This is a genomic window from Empedobacter sp. GD03797 (assembly GCF_029842105.1).
Classification (GTDB): Bacteria; Bacteroidota; Bacteroidia; order Flavobacteriales; family Weeksellaceae; genus Empedobacter; species Empedobacter falsenii_C.
This window is the reverse complement of record NZ_JAOCFS010000024.1, coordinates 22950-39323: the sequence shown is the minus strand read 5'-3', so window position 1 is coordinate 39323 and position 16374 is coordinate 22950. Positions and strand designations below refer to the sequence as shown.

Genomic DNA, 16374 nt, shown 5'->3' with positions numbered 1-16374 from the left:
TCATAACTTGTTAAATATTTGATGGTTATATCGTTTTTCGATACGGTGAGTGTGTGATAAGGATTTTATTTTCACCTCTTTTTCAACCAAGATGAAATATTTAAAAAAATCTACTTTTTACCTGAATAAATCGCAACGATTTGGCTTGTATTTATTATTTGTTCTGATTTTGTTATTTGAAATTTTTCAACATATTTCAGTTGAAAAAGAAACATATCAGTTAACAGAATCGGATAAAGCCTTGCTTGCAAATTATCAAACAACTCCGAAGAATTATCCATTTAATTCAACTTCAAAAAAGCAAATAAAAGATTCAATCAAACCTTTTAATCCAAATGATTTGTCTTTAGAAGATTGGATGAATTTAGGATTTTCGGAACGTCAAGCCGAAGTTATTTTGAAATATAAAGGAATTGTTGGTGGAGAATTTACATCGAAAGAACAGCTTAAGAAATGCTATGTTATCGATGAAGAAAAGTACAAGGAATTAGCTCCTTTTGTTCTTTTACCAGAACAATCTAAATCGAGTTTTATAGATTATTCATCACCAAAAACTAAAATCGTTTATAAAAATTTCAATCCAAATGATTTGCCACAACAAGGTTGGGAAAAACTTGGTTTTTCTCCAAAACAGGCAGAAGTAATCATGAAATATAAACAGATTGTTGGAGGAAAGTTTACGTCGAAAGAGCAATTGAGGAAATGTTTTGTGATTGATGATGTGAAATATGCGGAGATGAAAACGTACATTTTGTTACCAGAAAAATCGAAGGAAGATGAAAAAAATGAGAAAAAACAAAGTGGTAAAAAGATTGAATATGTAAAATTTAATCCAAATAATTTTTCTGAAAATGATTGGCAAAAAATAGGTTTTTCGTCTAAACAAGCGACTTCAATTCTGAAATATAAAAATATTTTGGGTGGACAATTTAAATCGAAAGAACAATTGAAAAAATGTTATATGATTTCGGACGAAAAATATGCGGAAATGGAACCTTATATTGATTTACCTGAAAATGTAGTTTACAAAGCTGAACAGCCAAAAGTTGAGCAACCAAAAACAGAGGAAAAAGTAGTTGAGAAAATAGAAATTAAAGAGAAGTTTAATCCAAATAATTTGAGTCATGAGGATTGGATGAAACGTGGTTTTACAGAGAAACAAGCGAATACGATTCTTAATTTTAAACGTTCGTTAGGAGGTAGTTTTAAAGATGCAAAAACGTTGAAAAGATGTTACGGGATAAGTGAAGAAAAGTTTAAAGAAATTGAGCCCTATTTGGTGTTTGAATGATTATTATTCATTCATAGGTTAGTTTTTAAAAAGATAAACGCGTTATAGGATTTCCTAAACGCGTTTATTGATTGATATGATTTTAGCCGATTAATAATTGAATAAATCTTCTAAAGTCAATTCTTTTACTTGTCCTAATTTCTCTACAGAAGGCCAATCTAAGTTTGTTTTATTTCCTATTAAACCTACATTGTATTTCTGTCCTTTGATATGTTTGTTAAAGAAATCATTCAACTGATCTAATGTCAAAGTTGATGTTTGCGCATAAATATCTTTGTTGATATCATACGATAAACCGCGATCTTGTAACGACAACCAATAGAAGAAAATATTAGATTTTGTGTAACGTTTTGTTGCAATTTGTTTTAAAGCAGCTTGTTTCGAATTTTCAAATTGATTTGGTGCTTTTGGCATATTATTCATCAATTCGCTCATCGCTGCAACCGCTTGTGGCAATTTATTTGCTTGCGTACCAATATTCGCTCTTACGTAGTTGTATAAATCTTTTTTACCTGCATTTGCATAATTTGCACGAGCAGAATAAGCCAAAGATTTTGACTCACGAATTTCTTGGAAAACAATAGATGATAATCCTCCACCAAAATATTCATTGAAAATTCCAGAAGAAGTCAATAAGTTTTTGTCAAATTTGTTATCTCTCGCCACGAAATTAATTTCCGCTTGCACCATGTCGTAAGGAGCAAAATAAACTTTTCCGTCTGTAACAGGTTGTGGAAAATCTTTTTTCGCTGGATAATCCAATCCTTTTCCGAAATTGTGATATTGTTCTAACGCTTTTTTCGTTGCAGCTTCATCATTTCCATAATAGAAAATTTGATGCTTGTAATTCAATACATTTTTAATTAATTGCGTTAATTCAGTCGGATTAATTGCATTCAATTCTTTTTCAGAAATAATATCTCTGAAACGATTATTTTCTCCGTATTGCGCATAATTATTAAGTGCAACCGCAATTGCGTTTTTATTTTTCTTTGAATTTTCTCTCGACTTCAAGATTGTTTTTACATATTCTTGATACGATTGTTGATTCGCAACAGCATCATTCAATAAATGTTCAAATAACTTGATTCCTTCTGGTAAATTCTTTTGTAAACCTGTCAAATAAACAAAACTTCTGTCTGTTCCAGAATTTACATTGTATGAAACTCCTAATTTATAGAACTCTTTTTTCAACGCTTCTGGAGAATATTTAGACGTTCCTAAATAGTTTAAATAATTGATTGCTAAACCTAATTTTTTGTTGTGATCAGAGCCCATATCCAAGATATAGTACACAGAACTTAGGTCATTTGTATTATTTTTGATTGATGTAAACGCTGTATTTTTAACTTTACTTTCGTTCAATTCTTTTTTGAAATCAACAAAAACTGGTTGAATATCTTTCGTTTCAATTTTTTGGAAATCTTTGTAGAATTGAGATTCAGCATCACGATTCAATTGAATTGGCGTAATTCCAGGATTCGAAACACGAACCAAATCTTTGTTCTCACCCTGACGTTTGTAAACAATTACATAATTATTATTGTAATTTTTCTTCGCAAAATCCATCAATTGTTGTTTCGTGATTTTAGACAAATCGTCGTATTCACTTACCACATTCGACCAAGGCGTTTCGTTGATATACGCAGTATATAAGCTAGCTGCCAATGCACGAGAATTTTCCCACGATTGTAAACGTGATTTTTTCAAATCATTTACAACAGCATCAATCATCCAATCTTCAAATTTTCCTTGTTTGATATTTTCTATCTGACCTAAAATTAAATCACGAACTTCTTCTAAACTCTGACCTTGTTTTGGCGTTCCCGAAAAAGAATGCATTCCCAAATCACGGAAAAATGACGCGCCACTTCCAGCTCCTAAAGCTTTTTGTTGTTGATTGATATTTAAATCAATTAATCCAGCTGTAGAATTGCTTAAGATATAATCGATTAATGTTACATATTTTGCATCGTCGCTATTTGCGCCATTGAAACGATAAGCAAATTGAACGCGCTCCGAAGATGGACTAAAAACTTCGCTTGTTACAATAGATTTTATCGGTTCTTCTTTTGCTACATATTGCTGTGGAGCAGGTTTTGTAGCATAATTTCCGAAATATTTGTCAATCATTGGAACAGCCGTATCAAAATCGAAATCACCAATCAACATCACAGCCATATTGCTCGCTACATAATATTTATCGAAATAATTATGAATGGCAACCATTGATGGATTTTTCAAGTGTTCTGAAGTTCCAATTGTAGTTTGTGTTCCGTAATGCGATTTAGGAAATAATGTCTGCATCATTTTGTAGAAAACCAAACGTCCGTCGTTGTCTTGTGCACGATTAAATTCTTCGTAAACAGCTTCTAACTCTGTATGGAAAAGACGTAAAGTTAATTCTCCAAAACGCTCAGATTCTACTTTTAACCATTTTTCTAATTCGTTATTCGGAATATTATTATGGTAAATTGTTTCCTCTAAAGATGTATGTGCATTAGTTCCTGATGCTCCCAAAGACGAAATTAATTTATCGTATTCGTTTGCCACAGCATATTTGGATGCTTCTTGCGAAACTTGATCAATTTTTTTATAAATCTCAACTTTTTTTGCAGGATCTTTTTCTGCTTTGTGTTGTTCGTATAAATCTGAAATTTGTTTGATTAAAGGTTTTTCAACAGCCCAATTTTGAGTTCCGATTTTAGAAGTTCCTTTAAAAACCATGTGTTCTAAGTAGTGAGCCAAACCAGTATTGTCTTCTGGATCGTTGTTAGAACCTGTTTTTACAGCAATATGAGTTTGAATTCTTGGTTCATCTTTCAATTGAGCCAAATAGATTTTCAAACCATTTTTAAGCGTATAAATTCTTGTATTCGAAGGATCATTTTCAACCATTTCGTAGGTATATCCTTTGTTGTCAGTTTTTTTCACTGTTTTTAATTGTGCGTGAGTAAATACAGAACCAAAAATGATTCCGCAGATCAAAATAGATTTCCTCATGTATTAATTTTTTAAGTTGCTTAAAAGTAATACATTAAAACGAATAAGAGAAAACTATTTTCGATATAGAGTTATTTCGTTAATCTAAAACCAATCATTGTAAAGATTAACCCAATAAGTACACTCGAAAAAATATAAATAATTGGTGTGATGTAATTTTGTTGTTGAATTAAGTTGAAATTTTCATACGAAAAACTTGAAAATGTAGTGAAACCTCCGCAAAATCCTGTTATCAGTAAAAAATTGAAATAGGTATTTCCTAAACCATTTTTGATTGAATATCCATATAAAGCGCCAATCAAAAAACAACCGATAACATTTGTCAAAAACGTAGCAAATGGAAAAGGTTGCGAATAATATTTTCCGATTCCGTACGAAATTAAAAATCTTGCAACACTACCAAAAGCGCCACCTAAACCAACAAATAGTATAGATTTTAAAAGATTCATTATGCTATCCAACTATATAAAATTCCAATTTTTTTCCACTTATCATTTTCAAGTTTTAATAAGATTAAATTTCCACCTCCGCTTAATCCATTTGGATTATCAAGTTCGTAAATGATAGCATAATTTTTATTTTTTGAAATAAGTGGATTTGAATATCTGTATTTATTGCTTTTCTTAGATTTAAAAGAAAATTTATGATTGATATTTTTTCTTAGATTAATATTATTGAAATCAAATTCATTTTTTACAATTTGATAATTTATCAATTCATTATCGATTAAATCTTCTTCAAATGTTAGTTTATAGTATTCATCAATTAAAATTCTTAAAAAATCTTCATTTGAAATAATCTTATTTGAAACTTCAGATGAATTATTTTCAATAGAAATATAATCTTCTAAAACTTTTACTTGAGCAAAACTTATAGAAGAAATAAAAATTAATAGTATAGATTTTAAGAGATTCATTAAATTCTATTAACAATTTTAATCAAAGCTAAAAATAGTAAAATGATGAATGAAATAATTCCTAAAAAGAATAAACCTAATCCAAAATAAACAATTGTAATTGTTCCAATGTTCCAACCGATTAAGTTGATTGAATAACCAATCAAAATCAGTACTACTGAGATCAATAAAAATTTGAAATTATTTATTTTTCCTAAGTTCATCATTTCTAAAGATGCGAAGCTGGAACAAGTTCAGCTTGACATCCGTATTTTATTTTGAGTATTAAATATAAAACTATTTTTGATAAAATTCTTCACAGCAATCGCAACTTTTGCTCCGTCCATTGCGGCAGAAATAATTCCACCTGCGTAACCAGCACCTTCAGCGCAAGGAAATAAACCAGCAACTTGCGTATGTTCTAAAGTTTCTTCATTTCTCGGAATACGAACAGGTGAAGAAGTTCTGGATTCTGTTGCCACAATATTCGCATTTTCGGTATAGTAACCATTCATTTTTTTACCAAATGTTTGAAAACCTAATTTCAAAGATTGATGAACTTCTTTTGGTAAAACTTCGCTCAATAAACCTGATGTTAAACCTGGTAAATACGAGCAATCATTCAATGAATTAGATAATTTTCCTGAAACAAAATCAGTCATTCGTTGTGCAGGTGCTTTTAATTTTCCTCCACCAACTTGCCATGCTTTTTGCTCGACCATTTGTTGAAACTTCATTCCAGCCAAAGGTCCAGTAAAACCATATTTAGCAAAATCTTTTTCATCAACTGTTACAACCATTCCTGAGTTTGCAAAAAATCCGTCACGTTTGGAAGGAGACCAACCATTTACCACTAATTCTCCTTCGTCTGTAGATGCAGGCGCGATAATTCCACCAGGACACATACAAAAAGAGAAAACGCCGCGACCAGCTTCTTGCGAAACTAATGAATATGAGGCAGGAGGAAGAAACTCGTTTCGTTCCGCTCCAATTGGGCAATGATATTGAGCAGAATCAATCAAACTTTGGTGATGTTCTACACGAACACCCAATGCAAAAGGTTTTGCTTCAATTAAAACATTTTTTTCATCTAACATTCTAAAAATATCACGAGCTGAATGTCCCGTTGCTAAGATCAAAGAAGAAGTTTTTATCTTTTTATCATGATTGATTTCAATTCCTTTGATTTGATTATTCTCGATGATAATATCTGTCAATTTTGTATCAAACCAAACTTCACCACCACATTCAATAATCGCTTCACGCATGTTAGCGATAATTCCAGGCAATTTATTGGTTCCGATATGCGGATGCGCTTCTTGTAAAATACGCTCCGTTGCACCGAAATGGACAAACCATTGCAAGGATTTCAGGATATTTCCACGTTTTGTAGAACGTGTATATAATTTTCCGTCCGAATAAGTCCCAGCACCACCTTCGCCATAACAATAGTTAGATTCAGGATTTACTTTTCCTTCTTTGTTCATCGCTGCCAAATCTCGACGACGATCACGAACATTTTTACCACGCTCGATGATAATTGGTTTCAAACCTTGTTCTATTAATTCTAACGCAGCAAATAATCCAGCAGGACCAGCACCAGCAATATAAACTTCGTGTTTGTTTTCTACATTTTGAAGATTTGGATGAAACTCGAAAGCATCAGAAAATTCTTCATTTACAAAAACATTGACTTGTAATTGGGAAATAATATTTCGGCTTCGCGCATCTAATGAGCGACGAATAATTTGGTAAGCATTGATATTCTCCGGTTTTGTTTTAACAGCAGATGCTAAACGTTGTTTCAGAAGTTTCTCATTTGCAGCTTCTGTAGGAGATATGCGTATCGTTACATTTTGAGGCATATTTATTGACTAAAAATTAGACTGCAAAAGTACATCAAACCATTTGAAATATTCGTTTTTAAACAAAAAAAGCATTTCCGAAGAAATGCTTTTATTATGATTGTATCAGAAATTAAATTCCTAATTTTTTCAACGTTTGTTTTTGAACACCGTTTTTATGAACTAAAATATTTGTTGTTTTGTACTGAACAAAAGCTTTTGTTACATAAAGATATCCTTCGTAATCGTTAGTTAAACCCCAAGAGTTTTTCACGATGTAGTAATCTTTACCGTTTTGATCTTTTGCAATACCAACAATGTGCATTCCGTGATCATCAGTCGTTTGGTAATCATCAAAAGCTGCTTGACGCATGTCTTCTGTAATTACTTTTTCTGGTTTTGGACCTTTGAACATATCTGCTTTTTGTTGCGCATTCATATCTGCAAAATCAACTTCCGGTACATACGCTACACCATTTTTCCAGCTAAATCCTTTTTCAGAAACGTCTGTTGCCCAAGCAACTGTAAATCCGTTTTTCAACGCATAATCAATGTTATCAGTCATCTCTATCATCGGAACATTGTAGAAAGATTCGTACGCCCAGTTATCAGGAATCGCTAATACAAACGGTTTGTAATAGTCGTGATCTTTGAAAGATGTAATCGCAACATAATCGTTTGGATTAATTCCTACTACTTGATCAGCAAATGTACGTGGTGTGTATTTTTTTCCGTTGTATGTGAACTCTTTTGGATATTCTCCTAAATAGCTATCCAAAACAGCTGTATAAGCTTTCTCCCAGTTTGGTGTTAATTTCCCGTTTGGATTTGCAACAACCGCTTTCAAAACTCCTTCTTGAATTGCAGCCATTTCACCAAATTGATTTGTTTTTGTTCCGTAATTTAAACCTGTGTAAACAGATTCTGGAACTGCTCCGTATTTTTTGATTGTATTCAAAACATCATAGAAAGAACCACCGTCACCTAAAGTTGTTGCACCGTGCATGCGAACATATTGTTTTCCTTTCTCAACATATGTGTTTCTTGCATTGAAAATTGGAGACAATTGAATAGGTTGTTTTCCCATTCTTAACATTTCTGATTCGAAGAAAGAATTTCCTGAATATGACCAACAAGTTCCTGATGAACCTTGGTTTTCTACTGGAGTTTTAGCTAAATTGATAACATCAGTAAATTTGAAAGCTTCTTTACTATTTTCACTAACGTTTTTGTTCAAAGAATTAACTAAATTGTCTTGTGCAGACGCCAATTGAGCTGAAGCTAAAAATAAAGCTGAAGCTAAAACTGGATAAAAAATTTTACGCATTTTTAAATTTATTTTGTGTGAGTATTTTATAAGTAGCTAATTTCACGAAAATGTTAACAATAAACCTATAAAAATTTAAAGTTTTTTTAATAAAACTTCTTAGTATTCATTCTCACAATACATTTGGTAAGCTAAAACATACTTGTTTGTGATCAACCGATTCCTCGGGAAAGGTAAAACAGACATGTTTGTAATTAAATCTTCTTGACGGACATCGCAAACAGATATGATTGAGATAAATGTAGATTTAAGTTGATTAAAAGTAACCTTTAAGATTAAGGATTTTGTTCAATTAATAAATTGAATTTATTAACGATATTTAAAGGTAAAGGATATTCAATTAGATAATTTTCCCAATAATTATTATAATAATTTGAAGTATTAAAGTTGATTGAATTGTATTTTTTTCTTCGATTATCAAAATCAGAAAGGAGTTCTTTTGTTAGAAAAATTTCTGTTACAATCTCTTTTTTACTTCCAAATAAATCTTCATTTTGGATTAAAGTGAAAGATTGAGGAATTCCTTTTTTATCCCATTTTCCTAAATTACTTAATGATATTTTTATATTTTTTTACGAGAAAAATTTAAAACAAAATTTATACTATCATTCTCAATTCCTTGATAATATTTACCAATTATAGAATCTCTACTGTTATAAATATCAAAATTATCTTTAGAAATTTCTACTTTTTTATATTTTTCATGACGATTATAACTAGGAATATTCCAAAATCCATAATAATCATTCATTATAGATACTTGCGTTTTTTTATTATTACTTTTTATCTCAGGATTATAAAAGTTTCTGTATTGTAAAACATACCTTTTTACTTTTAATTTATCTTTAAATTCTTCCTTTGGATAAAGATAATAAGCTTCTCCATCTACAAAATCTGTTAAACTATCATTTTTGACTATCCAACTTCTAAAATAAGATTTTAATAAAATGTATTTTGTTTTATTCTGAATATTGACTTCATTTAAGTTTATAATATCATCTTTTTGACAAAATAAAGTTGAACTAAAGAGTAAAAATAGTAGCGATAAATATTTCATTATACAATGTTTATAAAAACTAAAGTAAAATAATTTTTTTAAAACTGACTTAATATCCCAAAATGGATTTTAGATTCCTTGAAATCGAATGAAGTTTCGTCTGTTTTACCAACTGCATAACTCAAATTGAAAATTCCCATCTTCGTTAAAAAAGAAATTCCAGTTCCCAAACTTAATAAAGAAGTGTTCAGATTTGCGCGTTTGTTATCAATAAAACCATAATCGGCGAAAAGCCCAATATAAAAAGCTTCGCTTGGAACAAAACGATAATCTGCACTCAAAAATCCGTACATATTTGCGGTAATACTTTCTTCGTTAAAACCTCTAAAACTCCCGAAACCACCTATTCTGTACAATTCGTTTTCGGAAAAATCATCGTCTTTCGTGAGTAAACCTCTAAACTCTGCACCAGCTTTTAAGAAATGCTTTTTGGATAATTCGAATAAACGAAACGTTTTTAGACCAACTTCAACTTGATTGACGGTTTTATTTTCCAAATCTTCTGTCCACGAAAAATTCTTTTCCTTTTTACGAATCGAATTTACCGCAATATTCAACATCGATTTTCCTTCCATCAAACGAAAATGATGTTTCAGGAAATAGTGATAATTCAAACCAAAACCAATTTTAGAATAATCGTCGTAGCTCGATTTTAGATAAGAATCATCTTCCAACAAAAAGTTAGACGATTGTATAATTCCGCTCACACCAATATTCGAGTTGAGGTTGAGTTGATAAAATAAACGCTCCGAAAAATCTAAATTTACAAAAACAGAATCTTGCTTGAAAAGCTTGAAATTCGTTTCCGAACCAATCGCAGATTTGAATAAATAAGGAACTTTAACACCAATATTCAACGACGTATTTTTATTCGCTGTTCCAATCCAATTTAACCTGATTTCTTCCAAACTATTGAACACATTATTTAACGAAAGTTGAACATTTCCGTTTAATCTAAAATCGCCGTTATCATCGGTTCCAAAACCTAAAACACCATCAAAATAATTTGAATTCATTTTGCGAGGATACAAATATAAAATCGTAGAATCGGGCTTAAATAAAGTTTGTGGCAATTGCGCTTCTGCAATATAATTGGTTTGTTGCATTAATGTCGAAATCGTTGCCAACTTCTGTTCATTGTATACTTCGCCCGTTTTTATATTAAGTCCATGACGCAAATAACCTTTGGATAATTTTTCGTAACCAACCAATTTTACACCATCAATTTTTCTTTGATTTCCTTTGTCTAAAACCAATTCAATTTTCTGTTCATTTTGTTCAAAACCATTTGGAATAAGTTTTATTTGCGCAAACGGATAACCTTGATTAGTGTTGATTGTGGCGATTTTATTTAGAATAGAATCTAAATTATTCGTTGGGAAATAATTATTTTTATTTTCGAACAATTCATTGTTTTTTACCCAAATTGTTTGGTACAATTTTCCTTTGTTTAGATAAACTTTTTCATTTTTTATAGAATCAATCGTCAACGTATAATAACCCGTTTTTTGAAGCGAATCTAAAGAAGAATCAAGATTTTTGCTCTCAAAATCTTTTGTATACGATTTTGTATCATCATTATAACGTAAAAAATGATATGTTTTTTCTTGTCCAAAAAGAAAAATAGTTTGGATAAAAAAGAAGAATATGTAGCCTAAAAATCGCATTGTTGCTTATAATAACGTGTAAAATAGATGTTAAGTATTTGTTTTACTGATATCTATTAGTGTTCATTTGAAAATTAAAAATTATTTTTGACTTCAAATTTAAGATGAATGTTGAAATTATTTAAAATTACTGGATATTTAGAAGCTATTTCTGCGATAGTTTTGTTTTTTATCGCAATGCCAATGAAATATATTTGGGAAGATCCGACTTGGGTAACGCACGCAGGACGTGTACACGGAGGATTGTTTATAGCTTATATTATATTGGTTTATTTATTGAAGGAAAAATACAATTGGTCTTGGAAAATTTTTATGATCTTTTTTGTTGCAGCAGTTATTCCTGGAGGAACAATTTGGGCCGAAAAAAGATTAATCGAAGGCAAAAAATACAAACAAATGTTGTCTGAAGAAGCGAAATAAGACAACGATTAAATAAAAAAGTAAAAACCTTAAACGTTATTGTTTAAGGTTTTTTTTATGTTTTGGAATTAATATTTTTCTAAATAAAAAAAGCCGAAGATTAATCTTCGGCTTTTACAGAGCGGGAAACGAGACTCGAACTCGCAACATTCAGCTTGGAAGGCTGACGCTCTACCAATTGAGCTATTCCCGCGTAAATTTTCAAATCAAATTAAAAAGTACCTCAGGCGGGACTTGAACCCGCACGTCCTAATGGACACAGGATTTTAAGTCCTGCGTGTCTACCAATTCCACCACCAAGGCAAAATTTGATTTTTGAATTTAATATTTCAAAGAGCGGGAAACGAGACTCGAACTCGCAACATTCAGCTTGGAAGGCTGACGCTCTACCAATTGAGCTATTCCCGCGTTGTGAGTGCAAATATAAGGTCATTAATATTACTTTTGCAAGTGTTTTTCGAATAAATTTTACAACTTTTTTCTAATAAATTAATTTTGAAATATTTGACTTGTTGATTTTTTTTTGAGAAATTAGGGAAAAATATAATTTGAATGACATTTGATGAGTTATTAATACTAATTGAAAGAAATTATTTCAAGTCGAAAGTAGATTTTACGATTGCAATTAAACTTTTTGATGCAGAAAATGATTGGCCCGAAGAATCAATTACAATAAATGAATTTATAAATAAAGTTGAAATGGAAATTGGAGACGATATTTTTTATCAAAATTTAGTTTCTAAGTTAGATTCATATAATTCTATAAATAACGCTTGGAAAGTAGAAAGCTTGATGTCAGTAAAAGATATTTTAGAGCTTGATGTCACACGAAATTTCAAATCAATTATTAATGAATTTATTGAAAATAATAAAATAGAGTTATGAAAATCCCTACAATTCATGGTATTATAGAACGCAGAATGTTAATCAATTTTTGTGTAGAACCGCACTATATTGAGAAGATTTTGCCTCAACCTTTTCGTCCAAAATTATACAAAGGGAAAGCAATTGCTGGAATTTGTTTGATTCGATTGAAAGATATAAAACCAAAAGGTTTGCCTGATTTTATAGGAGTGAATTCTGAAAATGCTGCGCATCGAATTGCGGTTGAGTGGGAGGAAAATGGGGAGACAAAAGAAGGTGTATATATTCCGAGGAGAGATACTTCGCTAAAATTGAATGCGCTTGTTGGTGGTCGAGTTTTTCCTGGCAAACATTATTTTGCGAAGTTTAATGTTATAGAAGAAAACGATAATTATCATTTAGATTTTACGAGTTCTGATGATACACGAATTGAAATTGATGCTAAAAAAACTGTAGAATTTAATTCTAATTCGATTTTCGAAACGTTGGATGAAGTGTCAAAATTCTTCGAGAATGGTTCTGTCGGTTATTCTCCAAATGGAAATAATTTTGAAGGTTTAAAACTCGAAACCTATAATTGGGAAGTAGAACCTTTGGAAGTTTCACATGTAAAATCAAGCTTTTTTGAAGATGAAACGATTTTCCCAAAAGGTTCTGTTCTGTTTGATAATGCAATTCTGATGACCAATATTGAGCATGAATGGAAATCGTTAGAAAAGATAAAATGTTTGTAATCTATTCTTTCCTTAAAATAAAATCTTCTTCATTCGTTTTTCCTAAATTAAACTGAAATATTTCTCCATAATTTACAGGAATTTTGAATGCATTTTTGATTGGAATTTGTAACAAATAACACCACATCAAACGAATAATTCCACCATGTGCAACAATCAACACTTTTTCGTATTGAGTATTTCGTAATTCGTTCATGAAATTAAAAAGTCGTTCTGACATTTCTTGCATCGATTCGCCATTTGGCGTTTTAATTTCGACAAAATCGACGTACCAAGGTTCTATTTCTTCCGAAGGAATTTCGTTCCACGATTTCATTTCCCAATCTCCAAAATTGAATTCTTTTAATCGATCATCAAAAATAATTTCATTCGAGAAAGTTTCTGCCAATCGTTGACAACGGCTCAATGGACTTGAAAAAAAAACTTCAAAGTCGTTTTCAATTTTAGTATGAATTTGTACCACTTCTTGATGAAAAGTATCAGCTAATTCCACATCAGTTTGTCCGTAACAAACCGATGAAGGAACATTAACTTTTGTATGTCGAATTACAGAAACTTGCATAGAATTAAAACGCCAAGATAAAACAAAACTTCGGTAACTTGTTGCACTGTTCCCAAGCAATCGCCCGTATATCCACCAATATATTTCTTGAAATACCAGCCCAAATAAACTTTTCCTAGGTAACAAAGTGGTAAAATCAACAAGAATTTCCATTCGCCAAAAACAATAAAAGGCACAAGACAGAAAAGAAAATTTATAACAAGATTTTTTATCGGAAGTGCTTTATTTGCCATAGGTTTCGATTTACTTTTGTCGATATCTGTCACATATTCGTGGGTATAAATCATCATTCCAGAAAAAAAACGACTAACCGAATGTGCTGAAATTAAAGTAAAAATCATCAACCAAAAATTATTTTCTGCAATATGAACCAATGATGTAAATTTCAATAACAACAATAAGATAACGCCAATTACACCATAAGCTCCAATTCGGCTATCTTTCATAATTGTCAAGATTTTTTCTTTGCCATAACCGCCTCCAAAACTATCGCAAACATCGGTAAAACCATCTTCGTGAAAGGCGCCAGTCAGCAAAACACTTGCAATCATTGTGATAATAATAGCGATATCAATTGGTAAAATAAATTGACAAATTGTATAAATCAACGCGTTAAAAGCGCCAACTAATAAACCAATCGCCGCGTAATATTTTTGTGATTGATTCATAATTTCGTTGCTATATGGAATTTTGAACGGAATCGGAATTCGTGTAAAAAACATCAATGCGGTTAAAAAATAAGTGATTTCTTTTTTTAGCATTCCACTTCAGTTTCTTTGTTACTCACGCCTGCAGATTCGAAACTTGCCATATCATTGTAGAAATTCACTGCACTTTTTATAATTGGATAAGCCAACGCACAACCTGTTCCTTCGCCAACACGCAAATTGATGTTCAGAATTGGTTCTTCGTTGAAATAATTCAATAAATATTGATGTCCAGATTCGTCACTTTGATGACAAAAAATAGCATTATTTAGAATTTCTGGTTTTAATTTAGACGCAACCAAAATCGCTGCCGAAGCAATGTATCCATCAATCATCAACAACATATTGTGTTCATAAGCAGATAACATTGCAGCTGTCATTTGCGCAACTTCAAAACCTCCAAAAGTCGCTAAAATTTGTTTTGGATCATTAATTTTCCCATGTGTATTCTTCGCTTCATTTAGAATATTGATTTTATTTTGTAATTGTTCATCATTCAATCCTGTTCCGCGTCCCACACACTGCTCCAAAGGCAAATCGGTCAAATAATGTACAAGCATCGACGCAGAAGAAGTGTTCCCAATTCCCATTTCGCCAAAACCAATAATATTAGTCCCATTTTGGGCGATTTCGTTCACAATTGTCTTCGAATAATCAAAACATTGTTCCAATTGATCTAAGGTCATGGCAGGTTCGTACAAGAAATTTTTGGTTGATTTGGCTACTTTACAATTTTTCAAAACCGAATAATCCTCGAAATGATAATTTACACCAGCATCAACAATGGTTAAATCAATCTCATTTTGATTACAAAAAACATTAATCGCCGCTCCATTATTTAGGAAATTAAAAACCATTTGAGGTGTAACTTCCGCAGGATACGCACTAACACCAGATTGCGCAATTCCATGATCGCTTGCGAAAACAATTAGATGTGGATTGATTAATTCTAACTGTTTTTTTTGTTGAACCAAACCAATTTTAAGTGCGGTTTTTTCTAATAAACCTAAGGCTCCTAGCGGTTTTGTTTTAAGATCAATAATGTGTTGAATTTCTTCTTTTTGCATTTTATACTAAACTAAATTTTAATAAAAAAATGCTTTCGAAATCAAGTGCAATCAATTCAACAAATAATAAAATACATGTAGTTTTGATTGAGCTTCAATCGCGAAAGCATCATCTAAAAAGTGGTCTGGCTTATAGTTTTTCTCTACTTACAGTTGCGCGACAGCTCGAGATTTGCACTCGATTCCCTTTTGTGTTAGCAAGGTAAGAAAATAATCATAAAAGCAAAAAACTATTCTTTAATAGCAATTATTCCTTGTATTCTTGGTTCTATTTCAATATCTCCCATAATAATTTCTTCCGCTACGAAATCTGCTACATTCAATTTTAATTTTTTTGGTAGATTTTTGCTTGTGTAATTTTTATTAATTTCTATGTTTTTTTCGTTTGAAGCTAATCGAATATCAATTGGTAAACCTTTTTGGATATCACATTTTATAGTGTATTCTTCACCAACTTTTAAAGTTTGTTCTATCAATTCACCATTAATCAATAATCGGAAAGTAGAAAACTCTTGAATTCTTGTGTTAGAACTTTTAGTAACAATTATTTTAAATTCAATCGATTCATTTTCTATAGAATTATTGATAGGTAAAGGATTATCATGACAAGCTGTATTATGTTTTTGAGCTTTTGATGAAGTACTCATTAATCCTAAAGCAGAAAAAATCATAACATTAGAAATCGTTTTCTTGAAAAGATTTTGACCTAATTGACTTGGATGAAAAATACCACAATGAACGTTTTTTTTCTGAAATTCATTTGAAATTTCGTCATTTGTGAAGTTAGAAAAGTCAGTGATTTTATGTTGACATTTCGTACAAAAATTATCATCTCGTAATTTTTCTTTGCATGGGGTTGGAATTGTGATTTTCATATTTTTTAAAGTTTAGATTTATAATAGAGATGATTTTATGAATAAAAAGGTTGGTTTGATT

16 protein-coding genes, 3 tRNA genes and 1 riboswitch are annotated in these 16374 nt (G+C 31.0%); of the genes, 4 read left to right on the top strand and 15 right to left on the bottom strand.

The window, feature by feature from the left end; translation table 11 throughout:
• Positions 1 to 91: 91 nt before the first annotated feature.
• Positions 92 to 1291, top strand: a complete 1200-nt coding sequence (locus tag N5D90_RS13475; RefSeq protein ID WP_280062829.1) for a helix-hairpin-helix domain-containing protein — start codon at positions 92 to 94, stop codon at positions 1289 to 1291.
• 90 nt (positions 1292 to 1381) lie between these two features.
• Here N5D90_RS13475 and N5D90_RS13470 read toward each other — a convergent pair whose 3' ends face one another.
• From N5D90_RS13470 to N5D90_RS13435, 8 genes are all read right to left on the bottom strand, one after another.
• A complete protein-coding gene (locus tag N5D90_RS13470; RefSeq protein ID WP_038333002.1) occupies positions 1382 to 4294 on the bottom strand; it encodes a pitrilysin family protein in 2913 nt (970 codons plus the stop codon).
• 71 nt (positions 4295 to 4365) lie between these two features.
• A complete protein-coding gene (gene crcB, locus N5D90_RS13465; RefSeq protein ID WP_280062828.1) occupies positions 4366 to 4743 on the bottom strand; it encodes a fluoride efflux transporter CrcB in 378 nt (125 codons plus the stop codon).
• On the bottom strand, positions 4743 to 5210 hold the full coding sequence (locus N5D90_RS13460) for a hypothetical protein (protein WP_280062827.1): 468 nt from the start codon (positions 5208 to 5210) through the stop codon (positions 4743 to 4745). Before N5D90_RS13460 ends, crcB begins: the two co-directional genes overlap by 1 nt.
• Positions 5210 to 5416, bottom strand: a complete 207-nt coding sequence (locus N5D90_RS13455) for a hypothetical protein (protein ID WP_280062826.1) — start codon at positions 5414 to 5416, stop codon at positions 5210 to 5212. Before N5D90_RS13455 ends, N5D90_RS13460 begins: the two co-directional genes overlap by 1 nt.
• A gap of 27 nt (positions 5417 to 5443) precedes the next feature.
• Positions 5444 to 7054, bottom strand: a complete 1611-nt coding sequence (locus N5D90_RS13450) for an NAD(P)/FAD-dependent oxidoreductase (protein ID WP_280062825.1) — start codon at positions 7052 to 7054, stop codon at positions 5444 to 5446.
• 112 nt (positions 7055 to 7166) lie between these two features.
• Positions 7167 to 8360, bottom strand: coding sequence for an aminopeptidase C (locus tag N5D90_RS13445; protein WP_280062824.1), 1194 nt, complete (start codon positions 8358 to 8360; stop codon positions 7167 to 7169).
• A 562-nt stretch (positions 8361 to 8922) separates the two neighbouring features.
• Positions 8923 to 9417 carry a hypothetical protein gene (locus N5D90_RS13440; protein WP_280062823.1) on the bottom strand — a complete coding sequence of 165 codons (495 nt, stop codon included), beginning with the start codon at positions 9415 to 9417 and terminating at the stop codon, positions 8923 to 8925.
• Positions 9418 to 9455: 38 nt separating this feature from the next.
• The gene (locus N5D90_RS13435; RefSeq protein WP_280062822.1) at positions 9456 to 11084 is read right to left on the bottom strand and encodes a hypothetical protein; all 1629 of its coding nucleotides are present in this window, start codon (positions 11082 to 11084) and stop codon (positions 9456 to 9458) included.
• Between the two features lie 108 nt (positions 11085 to 11192).
• Between N5D90_RS13435 and N5D90_RS13430 the strand changes: the two genes are divergently transcribed.
• Positions 11193 to 11504 (top strand): DUF3817 domain-containing protein, encoded by a 312-nt coding sequence (locus tag N5D90_RS13430; RefSeq protein WP_115001665.1) that lies wholly within the window; start codon positions 11193 to 11195, stop codon positions 11502 to 11504.
• Positions 11505 to 11624: 120 nt separating this feature from the next.
• Here the strand turns inward: N5D90_RS13430 and N5D90_RS13425 are convergent.
• From N5D90_RS13425 to N5D90_RS13415, 3 genes are all read right to left on the bottom strand, one after another.
• Positions 11625 to 11697: transfer RNA gene (locus tag N5D90_RS13425), tRNA-Gly, on the bottom strand.
• 26 nt (positions 11698 to 11723) lie between these two features.
• Positions 11724 to 11807 (bottom strand) — tRNA-Leu (locus N5D90_RS13420).
• A gap of 32 nt (positions 11808 to 11839) precedes the next feature.
• Positions 11840 to 11912: transfer RNA gene (locus N5D90_RS13415), tRNA-Gly, on the bottom strand.
• Between the two features lie 144 nt (positions 11913 to 12056).
• On the opposite strand from N5D90_RS13415, the gene N5D90_RS13410 reads away from it, so the two are divergent.
• Together N5D90_RS13410 and N5D90_RS13405 are read left to right on the top strand one after the other, a co-directional pair.
• Positions 12057 to 12389, top strand: a complete 333-nt coding sequence (locus tag N5D90_RS13410; RefSeq protein ID WP_280062821.1) for a hypothetical protein — start codon at positions 12057 to 12059, stop codon at positions 12387 to 12389.
• Positions 12386 to 13102: a DUF2071 domain-containing protein gene (locus N5D90_RS13405; RefSeq protein ID WP_280062820.1), complete on the top strand. Its 717-nt coding sequence runs from the start codon at positions 12386 to 12388 to the stop codon at positions 13100 to 13102. The genes N5D90_RS13410 and N5D90_RS13405 overlap by 4 nt, the downstream gene beginning before the upstream one ends.
• Before the next feature lies 1 nt (position 13103).
• On the opposite strand, the gene cobC is transcribed toward N5D90_RS13405, so the two are convergent.
• The 4 genes from cobC to N5D90_RS13385 all read right to left on the bottom strand — a co-directional run bounded on the left by cobC (position 13104) and on the right by N5D90_RS13385 (position 16313).
• Positions 13104 to 13664 (bottom strand): alpha-ribazole phosphatase, encoded by a 561-nt coding sequence (gene cobC / locus N5D90_RS13400; RefSeq protein ID WP_280062819.1) that lies wholly within the window; start codon positions 13662 to 13664, stop codon positions 13104 to 13106.
• A complete protein-coding gene (locus N5D90_RS13395) occupies positions 13649 to 14425 on the bottom strand; it encodes an adenosylcobinamide-GDP ribazoletransferase (RefSeq protein WP_280062818.1) in 777 nt (258 codons plus the stop codon). The genes cobC and N5D90_RS13395 overlap by 16 nt, the downstream gene beginning before the upstream one ends.
• Entirely contained in the window at positions 14419 to 15438 is a 1020-nt protein-coding gene (cobT, locus tag N5D90_RS13390) for a nicotinate-nucleotide--dimethylbenzimidazole phosphoribosyltransferase (RefSeq protein WP_280062817.1), read from the bottom strand. The genes N5D90_RS13395 and cobT overlap by 7 nt, the downstream gene beginning before the upstream one ends.
• 97 nt (positions 15439 to 15535) lie before the next feature.
• Positions 15536 to 15672: riboswitch (cobalamin riboswitch) on the bottom strand.
• On the bottom strand, positions 15669 to 16313 hold the full coding sequence (locus tag N5D90_RS13385) for a hypothetical protein (RefSeq protein WP_280062815.1): 645 nt from the start codon (positions 16311 to 16313) through the stop codon (positions 15669 to 15671). Its footprint overlaps the riboswitch before it by 4 nt.
• Positions 16314 to 16374: the final 61 nt, after the last annotated feature.

What these genes read in the sequence shown, in the direction of transcription:
- N5D90_RS13475 (WP_280062829.1), top strand. Translation starts at nt 92, where the DNA reads ATGAAATATTTAAAAAAATCTACTTTTTACCTGAATAAATCGCAACGA.
- N5D90_RS13470 (WP_038333002.1), bottom strand. Translation starts at nt 4,294, where the DNA reads ATGAGGAAATCTATTTTGATCTGCGGAATCATTTTTGGTTCTGTATTT.
- crcB (WP_280062828.1), bottom strand. Translation starts at nt 4,743, where the DNA reads ATGAATCTTTTAAAATCTATACTATTTGTTGGTTTAGGTGGCGCTTTT.
- N5D90_RS13460 (WP_280062827.1), bottom strand. Translation starts at nt 5,210, where the DNA reads ATGAATCTCTTAAAATCTATACTATTAATTTTTATTTCTTCTATAAGT.
- N5D90_RS13455 (WP_280062826.1), bottom strand. Translation starts at nt 5,416, where the DNA reads ATGATGAACTTAGGAAAAATAAATAATTTCAAATTTTTATTGATCTCA.
- N5D90_RS13450 (WP_280062825.1), bottom strand. Translation starts at nt 7,054, where the DNA reads ATGCCTCAAAATGTAACGATACGCATATCTCCTACAGAAGCTGCAAAT.
- N5D90_RS13445 (WP_280062824.1), bottom strand. Translation starts at nt 8,360, where the DNA reads ATGCGTAAAATTTTTTATCCAGTTTTAGCTTCAGCTTTATTTTTAGCT.
- N5D90_RS13440 (WP_280062823.1), bottom strand. Translation starts at nt 9,417, where the DNA reads ATGAAATATTTATCGCTACTATTTTTACTCTTTAGTTCAACTTTATTT.
- N5D90_RS13435 (WP_280062822.1), bottom strand. Translation starts at nt 11,084, where the DNA reads ATGCGATTTTTAGGCTACATATTCTTCTTTTTTATCCAAACTATTTTT.
- N5D90_RS13430 (WP_115001665.1), top strand. Translation starts at nt 11,193, where the DNA reads ATGTTGAAATTATTTAAAATTACTGGATATTTAGAAGCTATTTCTGCG.
- N5D90_RS13410 (WP_280062821.1), top strand. Translation starts at nt 12,057, where the DNA reads ATGACATTTGATGAGTTATTAATACTAATTGAAAGAAATTATTTCAAG.
- N5D90_RS13405 (WP_280062820.1), top strand. Translation starts at nt 12,386, where the DNA reads ATGAAAATCCCTACAATTCATGGTATTATAGAACGCAGAATGTTAATC.
- cobC (WP_280062819.1), bottom strand. Translation starts at nt 13,664, where the DNA reads ATGCAAGTTTCTGTAATTCGACATACAAAAGTTAATGTTCCTTCATCG.
- N5D90_RS13395 (WP_280062818.1), bottom strand. Translation starts at nt 14,425, where the DNA reads ATGCTAAAAAAAGAAATCACTTATTTTTTAACCGCATTGATGTTTTTT.
- cobT (WP_280062817.1), bottom strand. Translation starts at nt 15,438, where the DNA reads ATGCAAAAAGAAGAAATTCAACACATTATTGATCTTAAAACAAAACCG.
- N5D90_RS13385 (WP_280062815.1), bottom strand. Translation starts at nt 16,313, where the DNA reads ATGAAAATCACAATTCCAACCCCATGCAAAGAAAAATTACGAGATGAT.